This is a genomic window from Bacteroidales bacterium, from assembly GCA_022647615.1.
Lineage (GTDB): Bacteria > Bacteroidota > Bacteroidia > Bacteroidales > UBA932 > Egerieousia.
The window spans coordinates 1,553,373-1,568,183 of record JALCKZ010000001.1 but is presented as its reverse complement, the minus strand read 5'-3'; the positions used below and the strand labels follow the sequence as shown (position 1 = coordinate 1,568,183).

At 41.5% G+C, this 14,811-nt stretch carries 10 protein-coding genes; 1 reads left to right on the top strand and 9 read right to left on the bottom strand.

Annotation, left to right across the window (positions count from 1 at the left end; all coding sequences use genetic code 11):
- Nucleotides 1-87 precede the first annotated feature (87 nt).
- Together LKM37_06845 and LKM37_06840 are read right to left on the bottom strand one after the other, a co-directional pair.
- Complete coding sequence (locus LKM37_06845; GenBank protein ID MCI1720708.1) at nt 88-2,220, bottom strand: ATP-binding protein; 2,133 nt, start codon at nt 2,218-2,220, stop codon at nt 88-90.
- A gap of 99 nt (nt 2,221-2,319) precedes the next feature.
- The gene (locus tag LKM37_06840; protein ID MCI1720707.1) at nt 2,320-3,516 is read right to left on the bottom strand and encodes an L-serine ammonia-lyase; all 1,197 of its coding nucleotides are present in this window, start codon (nt 3,514-3,516) and stop codon (nt 2,320-2,322) included.
- Nucleotides 3,517-3,658: 142 nt separating this feature from the next.
- Here LKM37_06840 and LKM37_06835 point away from each other — a divergent pair, with 142 nt between their 5' ends.
- On the top strand, nt 3,659-4,960 hold the full coding sequence (locus LKM37_06835; GenBank protein ID MCI1720706.1) for an NCS2 family permease: 1,302 nt from the start codon (nt 3,659-3,661) through the stop codon (nt 4,958-4,960).
- 645 nt (nt 4,961-5,605) lie between these two features.
- Here the strand turns inward: LKM37_06835 and LKM37_06830 are convergent.
- From LKM37_06830 to LKM37_06800, 7 genes are all read right to left on the bottom strand, one after another.
- Entirely contained in the window at nt 5,606-7,009 is a 1,404-nt protein-coding gene (locus tag LKM37_06830) for an ATP-binding protein (GenBank protein MCI1720705.1), read from the bottom strand.
- A gap of 20 nt (nt 7,010-7,029) precedes the next feature.
- Nucleotides 7,030-8,451, bottom strand: coding sequence for a sigma-54 dependent transcriptional regulator (locus LKM37_06825; GenBank protein MCI1720704.1), 1,422 nt, complete (start codon nt 8,449-8,451; stop codon nt 7,030-7,032).
- A gap of 100 nt (nt 8,452-8,551) precedes the next feature.
- Nucleotides 8,552-10,042 (bottom strand): TolC family protein, encoded by a 1,491-nt coding sequence (locus LKM37_06820; GenBank protein MCI1720703.1) that lies wholly within the window; start codon nt 10,040-10,042, stop codon nt 8,552-8,554.
- A 70-nt stretch (nt 10,043-10,112) separates the two neighbouring features.
- A complete protein-coding gene (locus LKM37_06815; GenBank protein ID MCI1720702.1) occupies nt 10,113-11,384 on the bottom strand; it encodes an ABC transporter permease in 1,272 nt (423 codons plus the stop codon).
- Nucleotides 11,385-11,399: 15 nt separating this feature from the next.
- Nucleotides 11,400-12,695: an ABC transporter permease gene (locus LKM37_06810; protein ID MCI1720701.1), complete on the bottom strand. Its 1,296-nt coding sequence runs from the start codon at nt 12,693-12,695 to the stop codon at nt 11,400-11,402.
- A 55-nt stretch (nt 12,696-12,750) separates the two neighbouring features.
- Nucleotides 12,751-13,416, bottom strand: a complete 666-nt coding sequence (locus LKM37_06805; protein MCI1720700.1) for an ABC transporter ATP-binding protein — start codon at nt 13,414-13,416, stop codon at nt 12,751-12,753.
- A gap of 22 nt (nt 13,417-13,438) precedes the next feature.
- Nucleotides 13,439-14,683: an HlyD family efflux transporter periplasmic adaptor subunit gene (locus LKM37_06800; GenBank protein MCI1720699.1), complete on the bottom strand. Its 1,245-nt coding sequence runs from the start codon at nt 14,681-14,683 to the stop codon at nt 13,439-13,441.
- Nucleotides 14,684-14,811: the final 128 nt, after the last annotated feature.

Genomic DNA, 14,811 nt, shown 5'->3' with positions numbered 1-14,811 from the left:
GCCTTCTTTGAGGTACGAAACAAACTCTCGATAGATGAATGTTAACCAACACTTTGTTTTATGCCGCTAATTTACAAAAAATAATTGTTAACTCTCATTATTAAGAGGTTGCTCAAATACAAATCTCGCCCCCCCGGTGTATGAAGTATCCAAATAAATGTCGCCGTGCAGCAACTTTGTTATCTGTTTGCAAATGTTTAATCCAAGCCCCGTTCCCTGCTTAAACTTATCCAGTTTTTCAAATCTGTCAAATATTTTTTCTGCATCCGCCGCAGGGATGCCGCATCCGGTATCTGATACAGAAAAATATATTTTATTTTCATCAGCATGATAGGCAAGCTCTATGCTCCCTTTTTCCGTGCACTTGCAAGCATTTGTAAGTAAATTAATTAGGATTTGAAGAACTCTTTTTGGATCTGTCTTAAATAGGATATCACTGTCGGGAGCTTTAAAAAACATTTTAACCCCAGGCGCTACACGTCCCATAACAGAGTCAGTCGCATGTTTGCAAATTTCTGAAGCGCTGGCGGTTGCATATTTAATTTCATACGTGCCGCTCTCAAGTTTGGACAAATCAAGTACATCATTAATTAGCGTAACCAGCAAATTGCCGTTATCATGTACAAGCTTGGTAAAGTTCTCTTTTTCTGGTTGCTGCAAGTTAGATGAAGGATCATTCAACAAATCTGTAAAACCAATTATAGCGTTTAAAGGCGTTCTGATTTCATGGCTCATATTCTGAATGAAACGCGACTTCATTTCATTTGCACGCTCAGCCTCAGCCTGAGCTCTCTTGCCCTTCTTAACCTCCTCTAGCAAGCGTTTTGCTGCTGCATGCCTTTGAGCAGCATACAGAAGAGCGGAACCAAGTAATATTATGAATACCAGCACCATCATAATAATAATTGTCCTCATATTGCGCGCCTTCTGCTGAGCATTTACAGCCAAAAGGTGTTGCCTGTTTGCCTCCATCTTCTGCTTCTCCACCTGGGATTTCTGGGTAAGCAAAGTAAGATGGTTATTCCTTAACTCAAGATTGGCGTTAGAAAGCGCAAGCGCATTGCCGGCCTTCTCCGATGCAAGAAGCTTATCTTTTATTTCCAGCTTTTCCAAAGCAAGCCTGGAATTATTCAAAGCCAACTTATTCTTCTCATTTTCAAATCTTTCATTATCATAATATGCTGTAAACTGCGCAAGGTTTGACTTAAGATTATCATTGAATGTTTCCCTCTCTGCTTTGCTGAATTTTAAATAGGAATCATACGCGTTTTTATAATCTCCCATCTTTGCGTAAATGTTGGATAAATACTTATCCTTTCCAATACCTTCCAAAGAATCGCAATAAACAAATGCCTTATCATACTCTTTCAAAGAGACGTAGTAATCTATAAGAAATTCATACTTGCTAAAGCGGCTTGCCGGATTCAAAGCATAAGAACGCTCCCAATTTTTAAGAAGGGAAAAATATCGTTCACTCTCTTTTAGATCTTTGTTAAGCAGAGCTATTCTTGCAAGTTGCAGATAATTAGTACCTTTTGCAATTTCAGTAGGAGAATTTTGCAACCCCAGCTTAAAGTATTTGGCAGATAAATCATACTTCCCCCAATACAAATATGTATGTCCTACAGAATTATACAAAGTGTATAATTCATTTTTCTTGCCGTTTGCAGCCTCGTAATCAATAGCTTTATTTAGTTCTTTTACAGACTGTTCATAATCTCCCTGCAAAAAATAGACATCACTTAAGTGCTTATATGCAAGCCCTATTGCATAAGGCTCGTTAAGAGCAAGTGCCTCCTTTTGGAATTTCTTAATTTCATCCAAGGCCGTAGCAACATCCCCTCTCATTAAATACATGGCAATCACTCTGTTCCATACGCCGAATACATATTGCTTATAAGGAGTTTTGACTGCAAAATTTATAATTTTGGTTCTCTCGGCAAGCAAACTTCTTAGGTCATTTTGGAAATAGTAGTACTCCCCTTTTAGATTAGCAGCCAGACACTGAGCTTTAACATCCCCCTTTTTCTTTGACATTCTAAAGAGAGTATCTGACATCGACAAAACTTTGGGGGACTTTACATTTCTGACGCACAAATCATAATACTTGTACAAGCCGTCATCAATCTTATACGGATTATTCTGACACAAAGCTGATTCCAAGGGCAATAAAACCATCGCCGCGCAAACAGCAAATGTAAAAAAGGAGATTTTTTTCACAGCCTAAATTTTAAGTATTCAAATTTAGGAAAAATTTCCTTAAAAATGCTCCTATTTTACTATCAATTATCCTTTAGATTAGATAGTTAAATGAAAAAACTAATGAGTTATAATGCTTGCAAGACCTCCTTCAGAAGTTTCTTTATACAAGTTTGGCAAATCATGCCCGGTCTTCTTCATAGCCTCAATAACAGTGTCAAAACTTGCTCTGTGATTTCCGTCTGACATTAAAGCGTAGACATTTGCATCTATTGCACGTGTTGCAGCAAAAGCGTTGCGCTCTATGCAAGGTATTTGTACTAAGCCCATTACAGGATCACAAGTAAGTCCAAGAAAATGTTCCATTCCCATTGACGCACCATATTCTATCTGCATTGGCGTTCCTCCAAAAAGCTGAACAGCGCCACCGGCCGCCATGCTGCAGGCAGAACCAATCTCTCCCTGGCATCCAACCTCCGCCCCTGATATAGAGGCATTTGTCTTAATAAGATTTCCAATAAGACCAGCTGTCGCGAGTCCCCTCAATATTTTTTTATCAGAAAAATTATAACTCTCCTTATCAAGATAAAAAACTGCAGGTACTACTCCGCAAGAACCGCAAGTTGGGGCAGTTACTATTGTTCCGCCTGCCGCGTTTTCCTCCGCTACTGCAAGAGCATAAGCAAATGTAATCGCACGCCTTTGCATTGAGCCCTGATAGCCTTTTGATTTTATGTAAAAAGAAGAAGCCTTCCTTGCAAACTTTAGCGGTCCTGGCAAAACTCCCTCATTATCAATTCCTTCTTTAATAGAAGCCTGCATCTTTTTCCATACATGGGCAAGATAATCCCAGATATCTTTATCCTCATGCAATTGCACGTACTCCCAGAAAGTCACCCCATTAGCCATGCACCACTTTAAAATATCCTTCATCTTGCTGTGAGGATAAATTGAATTTTCATCTGTCCGCTTGCCGGTATCGCTGATATCTCCGCCGCCAATGCTGAAGGTTGTGTAACTCTTTAACAGTTTGCCGTTTGCATCAAATGCCTGGAAAAACATTCCGTTTGGATGCTGCGGCAAAAAAACCTCCGGCTGCCAAATAATATTGCACTCACCAAGTATTTCCTTGATAGCCAGGTCCGTCAAGTGTCCCTTCCCTGTTGCGGCAAGACTGCCGTAAAGAGTAACAGAATAAGATGACACATTTAAGTTCTCGACGGATTTTTTAAAAACCTGCGCCGCTTTGCGAGGTCCCATTGTGTGGCTGCTGGAGGGGCCTTTGCCAATTTTGAAAATTTCTTTGATGCTTTCCATAAAACGCTAATCCTTAAAACGCTCACAAGCAAATGTAAAAAAAAATAAAACAACACATACTCCACATTATTGCACCAAATTCCTAATACCTAACTTATAACTATTTACAGTGATAATCGCCGATTTTTTATATATTTGAAATATGAAATTCATTGAGAGATTAACGGGATTTGACGCGCAGAAAAATGTAATGCGCACAGAGGTTATAGCAGGTATAACAACCTTTTTAACAATGAGTTACATTCTTGCTGTAAACCCTGCAATTCTGGGGCAGGCAGGAATGGACAAAGGCGCCGTATTTACAGCAACCGCAATAACAAGCGCTGTGGCGACCATACTTATGGCAATAGTGGCCAAACTGCCTTTTGGGCTGGCGCCAAGTATGTCTATCAATGCGTTTTTCACCTTCACTCTTGTGATGGGAATGGGTTATTCATGGCAGATGGCGCTGACTTGCGTACTAATAGAAGGCGTTCTGTTTCTGTTGATTACAGCGTGTAATGTTCAGAAATATTTGCTGATGGCAATTCCCGTCAGCCAAAGACACGCAATCTCCGCGGGAATTGGAATTTTCATTGCGTTCATAGGACTTAAAAATGCGGGACTGGTTGTCTCCAGCCAAACTACTCTTGTCCAGCTTGGCAAAATTACTCCGGCAACTCTTCTGGCTTTTGCAACAATTATTCTTGCGGGAGTGCTGCTGCACAGAAAAGTTATAGGCGGATTATTCATAAGTATTATAGTGTTCACACTTATTGGTATTCCTCTGCATATCACAGAGATACCAAAGGGATTCAGCTTTGTCTCAATACCTCATTCAATGGCACCTACATTCTGGAAATTTGATTTTAGCCAGCTTATGGATGTCAATGTGATAATGGTAATTGTCACGCTGCTGTTCCTGAATGTGTTTGATACAATGAGCATGATTGTAGGACTTGCAGGGAAAGCAGGAGTAACAAAGGAAAACGGTGATATACCGCGTTTTAAAGGTGCGCTAATGAGCAATGCATTTTCAGTTGCACTTGGTTCAATCCTTGGAACCACCTCTGTATCTACATTTTCTGAGAGCGCAACCGGCATTGCGGAGGGAGGCAGAACGGGCGTTACAAGCCTTGTGGCAGGCGTAATGTTCTTGATTGCGTTGTTCTTAGCTCCAATCTTTATGATGATACCGATAGCAGCAACCACGGGACCGCTTGTCATTGTGGGAGTTCTGATGATGGATGAAATCACAAAGATAGATTTGGAAGATATGTCAGAGGCGCTGCCTGCATTCCTGACGGTTGTAATGATTTCCCTAACATCCTCAATAGCAGACGGTATGATAATAGGACTAATCAGCTACGTCCTGGTAAAAATGCTGGCCGGCAAATTCAAAGATTTAAACGTTGCCATGTACATACTTGCCGGACTGTTCATCCTCAAGTACATTTTCAGCTAGAGGATTCACGGTGCGTGCATCATGCATCACGTATCTTGTTTCCTTATTCGCGATTCTTGCTTCCTGATTCACAATTCACGCACTAGCGGAGCGGCTGCAGTACAGGTTTTTACGCATTGTACTGCTACTCCCGCCTGCAGCCGCGCAGCCGCGCCATAGGCGCGTGCATCCTCGTGGCGGCAGCCACGTAAACCACTAATTACCAGCGCGCTTTGTGCGCTGGTAACTATATGGAAGACACACCACAGAATGCTTATATTTGGGTTTTTATTAACATTCTGATATACAGAATATTATGCAATAATGAAATTCACATTTTAATTTTTCTGAAGGGGTTAAACATCACATTACCAGATGATTAACAAAAACCCAAATATACGCTCTGAGAGGCGCTTTTCATAATAGCATCCACACCTCACAAGAACATCCACACTTTACAAGAACATCCACCCCTCACAGAATGCGTAAAAAGGCAAAAAGTTAACATATTGATAATTAACTGTTTATGAGGCTGTCAATTTTTGCTGGGATAAAAATACTGTAACTTACTGATAGTCAGGTGGGATAATTTTTGCCTTTTAATATTGCAACAACAAATTGAGACATATTTGGTGACCAGCAACTAATTGAATGCTGCCGAATATTTTAAAAGTTGATTCTGAATCTGGTAATACCATCTGGATACGTGCGCAAAGAGAAATCAAAGTGGTGGCGCGTAAGTATTTCACTGATTGTCATTAGGCCGATGCCTTGTCCGTTTGGCTTTGTGGAATAAAAAGGAGTAAAGAGTTTCTGCTCTATATCTTTGCTTATACCGGCTCCGTTATCGCTTATTTCCAGCAACTTAAGTGAGGCATCTGTCTTTATCGCGACAGTCCCTGCATCAGCCGCACTTGCGCCACCGCCAGCACTCCCCTCCTTTATGCTCTCAACGGAATTCTTCACCACGTTTGTCAGAACCTGCTCAAACATAGGGATATCCAGCATAACGTTGAATTTATTTCTGTCGATATTAAAAGAAAGTTTTACTCCACGGCTGCCGCACATATTCTCCAGCAACAGTCTTTCATTCTCTATAACTTTATTCAAATCAGCAGGTTGCAAGATAGGCTGCGGAATTTTCACAACATCCGCAAACCTAGTTATAAAATTGCTCATTGACATGCAGCGGTCAGTACAAGCCTGAAGCGCATCGGCAACACCATTTTGCACCGCAGCTCCATGCGCATCAGAGCCATCTGACAATGAGCTTTTTACCGTATCCAGAGTTGAAGTTACGCCGGCAACTGTATTGTTAACCTCATGGGAAATCACTCTAATTACCTTACCGTAAGCCGCTTTCTCCGCCTCAAGCACTTCCTTTGTAAGACTCTCTATCAAATAAAACGGATGCTTAAAGCCGTGATCATAAAAAGAGAGCTTAGAGCATTTGTAAACTTTAGTGCTGCCAAACCTAAATATATCGGTCTCATCTATAGGCATTTGCCAAAGCATTTTTGCAAGAGGAAATTCAAGCTCGCCAAGAGTTCTACCATTAATATTATAATTGGCGGAAATAATTTTTGTCCCGACAGGTTGTGCATCAGTAACTTGGTGTTGTTGTGCAGAAACCGGCATAATAAATTCAGCGGCAGATTTATTATACTGAGTAATATGGCCGTCAAAATCTGTGATAATCACCCCCATAGGTGAAGCATCCACAAGAAGGTCCAGAAACTTATTTTGTTCTCTTACGTTAAGACGCTCATTCTTCAGCTGGTCCATCATGGTGTTAAAAATGTTGACCATGTTGTCCGCCTCAGGCTGTCCAACTTTTCTTAGCCTGCTGGCAAAATCCTGAGCCTTAAGCAAATCCATACCATTAGAGATAATTCTATACGGACGGATTGCCCGGCGGAAGAAAAAAATCAGATACAAGAGAATTACAAGAAGCGCCGCCTCAATGATATACATATCCTTGTGAGCAGTAGCCGGCAACAAAAAGAAAACAGCCACGCACACACCGCAAAGCATCAATGCAAGCACCCAAAATAATCCTCTAAGTTTCATTTTAAATTATAAAAACTCATTCACTTATCTTTTTCATTTGAAATTCCGTACTTCTCCAAACGTCTGTACAGCGCAGCACGGCTGATACCCAATGATTTGGCGGCACGCGCCATATTGCCGTCAAACTTTTTCAAAGCCTCAATTACAGTAGCTTTCTCCATCTCATCCAGCGTGAGGTTGTGACTGCCGCGCCCCGCTCCGGCACTCGCCCCCGCCACTGAGGCAGCCGGCTCATACTGGCTCCTAAAATCCTCCGCAGTCAAAGTATCACCTCCGCGCACAAGCAGCGTACGCTCAACCAGATTCTTCAACTCACGGATATTCCCAGGATAAGGCAAAGAAGACAAATAATCCATTGCGCTCTTATCAGCCTGAACAGCAGTAAGTTTATTCTCTTCACACTGTTTGTCAATAAAGTATTTTACAAGCAGAGGAATATCTTCCCTCCTATCCCGCAACGCAGGCATCTCTATAGTTATCAGATTAATTCTATAATATAAATCTTCTCGGAAAGTTCCCTCCTTCACCATTTTCTTAAGGTCCGCATTTGTAGCGCTGACCGCTCTTACATCCACTCTGTGCGGCTTGCTATCTCCCAATGGCTCAAACGTTTGCTCCTGCAGCACGCGCAGAAGTTTCACCTGGCAAGATAGGTCAAGCTCACCTATTTCATCCAAAAAAATTGTTCCGGTATCTGCAGTTTGAAATCTCCCGGCGCGGTCTGCAATTGCATCTGTAAAAGCTCCTTTCTTGTGTCCGAACATCTCGCTTTCAAACAGCGATTGAGAAATTCCGCCAAGATTCACCTCCACAAAAGGTCTCTCCGCCCTCCGGCTATTCTCATGTATTGCACGGGCAATCAGCTCCTTGCCTGTTCCGCTCTCTCCCGTAATCAGGACGGAAGCATTGGTCGGTGCAATGCGCTCAACAGTAGCAAGCACATTTTGCAGCGCCTTGCTCTTTCCTATTATTCCTGTGCGCAATAATTTTTTATTCCCGACAGTTCCATTTTTATTAGCGCCATCACCACCTTTGGCATCATAATCACTTGAGCCATAAGGTGCAGCAGAATCTGTCGTGAGCTGCAAAGCAGTCTCAATCCTCTGCATTAAAACGGTATTGTTCCACGGCTTTGTGATAAAATCAAAGGCGCCGGCCTGCATTCCGCGCACGGCAAGCTGAATGCTGCCCCACGCAGTCATCAGAATCACAGGCACTTTAGGACAGAATACCTTAACCTGCTTTAACAGCGTAAGTCCCTCTTCTACATCCACTTGCGCAGAGTAGCTCATATCCATCAGCACAAGCTGCGGAGTTCTGGTTCTCACAACTTCAATCGCCTCCTCAGGCATAGCGGCGCAAACAACCTCATAATTATTGCGTTCCAGCATTAAAGAAAGAGAACTGCGAATTGCTCTATCATCATCAACTACCAGTATCATATTCTTGTCCACATGCAAATGTATTCATTTAAAACCACAATGTTAAACCGCATAAAAATTGTTCATAAATAGCACTCTTTTTTGGAAGCGGCACTCACATTTATTTATCAATAATCCTCTCAAAATCAGCATCAATACTTTTGTTATCCGCAAAATCCCAAAGAGACAAATCTCTTACCTGATAATAGTAATACCAATAGTAAAACAATTTGTTCACATGCTCTCTGCGCGCCTCATCCTTAGCTGTTTGCGAGTCATTCAAATCCAGGGTGCTGATTTTCCCAACCATAAAGGTCTCAACGTTAGTTTGATACCTCTTGCGAGTGATGCTGTCCGCCTGCTCTGAAATTTTTAGCTGCCGCAACTGATTGTTAAATTGCTCAACCAGAATAAAAATATTCTGATTAAAATTCATTGTCTCTTGTTTTAGCTTGCTCTCCGTTATCTCTCTATTGCTCTCAGCCACTTTAACTTGCCCGCGCCGCTTTCCCCAGTCCAGCAACGGAATTGTAATACCCACCTGAACAACCTGATTAGGCTTCAAGTTTTCATAAGAGGAATTAATGCTCTTATTTGTTCCTGTATAACCCACCTGAGCATAAAGATTAATTTTACGCAAGTCTCCTTTAGCCTGAGCCACAGCATAATCTGCCTCCAGCTGACGCCTTGCAACATTGTGCGAAAATGAATTATTCTCCTGTGCCTTTGCAAGAACATCATCATAATTAAGTGTAATTTCAGGGACATTCCCCGGAATCTGAGGATCCAAATCTACGCTGGCATCCAATCCAAGATAAGAACGCAGCTTAAACATGTTGCTTTTAAAAACACTCTCATAGTCTGTCAATGAGGACTTTGCATTAAGCACGTTAAGCTGGAGCTGGAGCACATCATTCTGGCTGATTTTACCCATCTCTCTTTTTGCCTTGGCAACTTCATAAAGTTTCTCCGCATTTGCAAGATTCTGTCGGGATATAGAAACATTCTCTTTAGCCAAAAGGAGATTAAAAAAATACTGGATAGTGGTCATTGTAACCTCCTCTGTAGCAGACAGAAATGCCGCCTTTTCCTCAGCGTATTTTTCCGGCTTAATCTTGCGCTTCCACTTCATGTCATTAACTCCAAAGATTGGCTGATTAAGAGTTACGGCAAACGGAACACTCATAAATTGTTTGTTCTTATCTCCGGAATACTCTTTAAGATAGTCCAAAGATGTTTGCAAAGAGAGCGTGCCTCCTGTGGTCCAAATATTCTGATTTACAGAGACTCTGCCATACATCTCCATATAGTTGCTGCGGACAAATTTGTAAGTTCCGTCATCCGCCTGATATGCGTTATAGCTCTTAGTGTAGCTGGGAGCCGTTGCAGTAAAGTTAACTTCCGGAAGAAGGTCGGCCCGGAAAGTTCTATACTCCCAGTAGGCAGTCTTCAGTTCATTAAGAGCAACGGCCGCATCTACGCTCTGAGTCCTGGCCAGCAGCACTGCATCATCTAGAGAAATACTTTTAGATGGCTGCTGGGCGTAAGACACAGCGCAAAAACAACACGCTAAAAAAACACCAACTAACTTATTTGAATTACTACAAAACATTCAATATCAAATTATTATATGAACCAATTATTTATTACCTGCAAATCGGCGTTATAAAATTCCGGTCTTTTTAATCTTCATGCAATGCGGCGGCAGGCTGAATTTTCATTGCCTTCCTTGCCGGCATCCAAATACCAAGTATAATCACGATAGCCATCAATATATAAGTTACTAAAACGCAACTAATTAGTCTTGAGGCACTTAAATAGACTCCGTTCAGAGCGGGAACTATCGGGATATAAGCAAGATTTACATCAATTATGATTGCGGGAATTGTAGCAAAAGTCAGCAGCAGAATCCCCTCTTTTATTTGTCTGGAGAAAATACTTCTATTGTCTGCGCCAATTGCTTTTAGCAGTGCAATTTCACTTGAACGTTGCTGCGTACGGAACCAGAATGTTCCAAGCAAGCCAAGGAATATGTTGATTAGCAGGAATAAAAGGGCAGCCGTATATATTCTCTCCTGGTTAATGTCATCCAGCACAAAATTGCTTCTTACATCCTTAAAACTCTGGATATTTGATATAGACAGATTGCCAATTTTATAATATTTGTCTGCATCTTTCCAAAGTTTGTTGATAATGTCATGGTCCTCATCCGGTTTTACCCTAATTGTAAGAGAGGGATATTCCAGATATCCCGCACGATGACCTGTCTCGGCAATATTATCTGCTTTAATGCAGCATCCGTTCTCTCTGCTATCTTCAAATTCAGTACGCTTTGCATTAACAATTGTCCCTGCAACAATCATACTGTCACCACCAAACAAAATTCTCTTGCCTACCAAAGCCGATGCCTTTATGATTCCCTTTTTAAGCGTATCTTTTAAAACCACATTATCACTTAACAGACAATGCTTTCCATCTGCAATCATGGCAAAGAGCTGTTCAGGTGTTTCTCCATGTGTCCCTTTGTATTTGAAGACCTTAAAAAAATCCTGCTGATAGACACGTCTTACCGCCACCCCCATTTCAGTCAAAAATCTTCCATATTCTACCATTGACCCCATATAACTTCCAGAATATGGGGATGACTCACTACCTGAAAGCCCAACGTACTCAACATCAGGGCGTTTACCCAACCTTGACGCAAGTTCCAGAAAATCTTTATATATCAAAGTATCAGACGGTACATACCCAACTGAGCCGACAGGAAGAGTTCTCATATTAATTTGGTAGCAATGAGATATGTCATAACCTTTTGGCTGTATTTTCACGACAGTCTCAACATAAAGAAAATCCACTGCAAACCAAAGAATTACGCTCACCAGTAGCAGCTCCGCAAAAAGCCAAAGATTAGAGCGCCACTCATTTTTTATCTGATGAAATAATTTTGTATTCATTTTATCACCCTCCTTTTAACGGTTATTGCCTCCTATGGCATTGACTATATTTATCTTAGAGGCACGCCATGCAGGGACCAATGTGCTGATAAGATTTAAAATAAAACAGAAAAGCAGTGCTATCAGGAATGTAGAAAAATGTACAATATCAAATACTTTCACTGTTCCGGAAAACATATTAAAAGTAGTTGAAACCAGCATATCCATTCCAAAATATACAAACACCACGCTAAGCAACCAGCCGATAATTCCCGCTACAATTGTTATTGCCAAATTCTCATTTACAATCTGTATTAGCATCTCACCTCTTGTTGAACCAAACGCCCGCCTTATTCCGATCTCCGCCATTCTGCGGCGCAAACGGCTATGCGTCATGCTGCTTAAGTTAATTGCCGGAACAAGTAATAATATAATTATGATAATCAGCTGTTTGCGGTGAATTGCCTTAAAATCAATAGGTGCATTCGTATTCTTTGCATATATCTCCTGCGACTGCTTGAACGGACGTCCGAACAATTCAATCTGATAGCCAGTGTGAACCAGAGACTTATTAAATACCGCAAGACGTGCATCAGCTTCCTTGTGAATAGCAGCAAAGTCCTTGCTGCTGTGCGCAAGAATTCCAATGGTAAAAGGGCCCTCAAGAAGGCTTGCAGCTCCATATTCATTATCTAATTCCGCTTGCTTAGCAGTATAAGGTGACCAAACATTTGCATATGCTTGATTTGCAAGGGCAGAGGAATTTTTAACAACCCCAACAACAGTGTATGGAAAGTTATTAATAATTATTTCCTTCCCAACCGCATTGGTTCCGCCGTAATATTTTTTCGCCAGCCACTCCTCTATCACAACAACCTTTTGCTGAGAGGCCAACATTGCAGAGTCATAAGGTTTTCCCTGTATAAACTTAAAATTAAAAACCCTCCAAAAATTCACATCTGTACTTTTTGTTTTACATTTTACAGACGGCATATTTCCAACCGTGACCTGAACATCATCATTCCAATGGGTATACATTGTAAGACATTCAGGGGTTTTCAGCGGTTTGTACAGTTCATTAATTGCGTATGCGCTTAATCCGCTCATGGTCCAAGAGCCTTTATATTCTCCGGAGATTCCTTTAAGAATCATAGATGAATTATACATCATTCTTCCCCTGTTGCTTTCCGGAGGAAACGGCGCGGTTTTAACCTGCTGAATAGCAACAACAACCATTATCAAGAATATGGAGAGCGCAGTACCTATCATACTTACCGCACTGACCATGGGGTCTTGCTTAAGGTGTGCAAAAATTTGTTTTATATTGCTCATAATCAATTTCCTTTAATAACCTGTCGGGATTCAAAAATTTTAATCCCTTTAAATTTTACTGGATTTGTCTTCCGTCAAAGAACCTTAAAGTGCGGGAGGTTTGCTTTGCCTGTTCCTCATTGTGAGTTACCATCACAATTGTACGTCCCTCTTCTTTATTAAGTTTATGAAGTATCTCCATAATCTCTCCGCCCATCTTGGAATCCAAGTTTCCGGTTGGCTCATCAGCAAGGATAATTTCCGGATTGCAGACAATGGCGCGCGCAATTGCAACTCTCTGACACTGACCGCCGGAGAGTTCAGAGGGGAAGTGGCGCATACGGTGTGAAAGCTCAACCTTCTCCAGAACTTCTCTTACTCTCCGCTTTCTCTCCGCAGCAGGTACTCTCCTGTAAATCAGAGGAATCTCAACATTATCTATAACATTCAGAGAATTAACAAGATGGAAGCTCTGGAAAATAAATCCAATCATCTTATTTCTGAAAACTGCAAGCTCGCGGTCCTTCATCCCGTCAGTATTAATGCCGTTAAGCATTACCGTTCCGCTAGTTGGCTTATCCAGCAACCCAATCATATTCAGAAGGGTAGACTTGCCGCAACCGGAAGGTCCCATCACACTCAGAAACTCCCCCTTCTCAACATCCATATTGACATTCTCAAGAGCCAGCGTTTCTATCTCTTTTGTACGGTACACTTTGTTGATACCGTTTAATGTTATCATGCTCATAATGTTATGTATTTAATTATTTCAATTTCAAATGATTTGTATTTTTATAATCGCTCATATCGTTCACCACAACCTTCTCTCCCTCTTTTAATCCCGACAGTACTTCCACATATTCATAGCTACCGTCGCCGAGCCGTACCTTCTTCTTTACCAGGCGGTTGCCATCCACAACAAACATGTCATACATGCCAGGCTTAGAGTAATATGAACCGTTAGCCACTCTCATAGTTCTCTGTTTTTCAACACCCAGCACAAACACGTCAACCTTAAGTCCGGAACGTAAAACTTTATCATTGTCATTGTCCAGAGCAACCGTAAATTCAATGCTGCCGTTCTGAGACAACGGCGCTACATCGCTGATAGTTCCCTCCAGCTTTTTGCCGCCGCCCTGCACAATAACTCTGCTGCCCACTGTTGTATTGCCCGCATATATATCTGCTATAGAACAATTTACCTTGTAATGACTAAGGTCTGCGACTGCCGCTATTTTTGTAGACTGTCCTACCTGCGCGCCAATCTGATCATTTATATAAGTTAGCACGGCTTTGCGTGGAGCGCGTATCCGCGCATCGCTCAGCGTTTTGCGGATATCTCCCAAATTGCGCTGCAAAATATTCAGTTCCAGCTGTTTGCTCTGCAAATCAGCAGACTTAACTTTTAGAGAATTTGAATACTCCTCTCTAAGTTGCTCAAGTTCAAGCTTCCCCGTATGGTAATTCATCTCCACTTCACGCACCTTATCTGTCGTACCGGAACCTAAACTATCAAGATACCTCTCATTTTTTAGCTCAACGCTAAGACTGTTAAGTTTCATCTCTGACACTTTAATTTTCATCCTCAAGTCATTCAGCTGAGTCTGATTGTTAAGACGCATCTGTGAAACCTCGCACTTTTTCATGGCAACCTCATCTTCAGCCTTCTTTACATCCGTCTCAGCCATTGCCAAGTCCAGCTTTAACAGAGGAGTACCTGCATCTACCTTATCTCCGTTTTTATGATAAACCTCTAATATTCTGGAATTTATTGGAGAATTTATAATCTCTTCAAAGGCTGGCGCAACGGCTCCAGAACCGGGATAAGTCAGAGCTATGCTCCCTTTGTCAACCGTAGAAAACTGCAAATCAGTGCTCTTTACTTTTCCGTGCAAAGAGCTTATAACCAGCACTATTAGCAAAATCACAACAGCGGCCGGCACCGCAAACTTCAAAATTTTCTTATTGCGTTCCTTGTTCCTTACGTCCTGTGGTATTTCTCTGTCCATATTAATAATCGTTTAAACACACTTGTCTCCAACGGCATGCTTTGGCAAGATATATGCCTATAGGTTAAATATCTGAAAGTCAGAGATAAAAGCAAATAAAAAAGTGTCCGAAAACGGACACTTTTTTA

Coding starts and splice junctions, on each gene's coding strand:
- LKM37_06840 (MCI1720707.1), bottom strand. CDS start 3,516: ATGGAAAGCATCAAAGAAATTTTCAAAATTGGCAAAGGCCCCTCCAGC.
- LKM37_06835 (MCI1720706.1), top strand. CDS start 3,659: ATGAAATTCATTGAGAGATTAACGGGATTTGACGCGCAGAAAAATGTA.
- LKM37_06830 (MCI1720705.1), bottom strand. CDS start 7,009: ATGAAACTTAGAGGATTATTTTGGGTGCTTGCATTGATGCTTTGCGGT.
- LKM37_06825 (MCI1720704.1), bottom strand. CDS start 8,451: ATGATACTGGTAGTTGATGATGATAGAGCAATTCGCAGTTCTCTTTCT.
- LKM37_06820 (MCI1720703.1), bottom strand. CDS start 10,042: ATGTTTTGTAGTAATTCAAATAAGTTAGTTGGTGTTTTTTTAGCGTGT.
- LKM37_06815 (MCI1720702.1), bottom strand. CDS start 11,384: ATGAATACAAAATTATTTCATCAGATAAAAAATGAGTGGCGCTCTAAT.
- LKM37_06810 (MCI1720701.1), bottom strand. CDS start 12,695: ATGAGCAATATAAAACAAATTTTTGCACACCTTAAGCAAGACCCCATG.
- LKM37_06805 (MCI1720700.1), bottom strand. CDS start 13,416: ATGATAACATTAAACGGTATCAACAAAGTGTACCGTACAAAAGAGATA.
- LKM37_06800 (MCI1720699.1), bottom strand. CDS start 14,683: ATGGACAGAGAAATACCACAGGACGTAAGGAACAAGGAACGCAATAAG.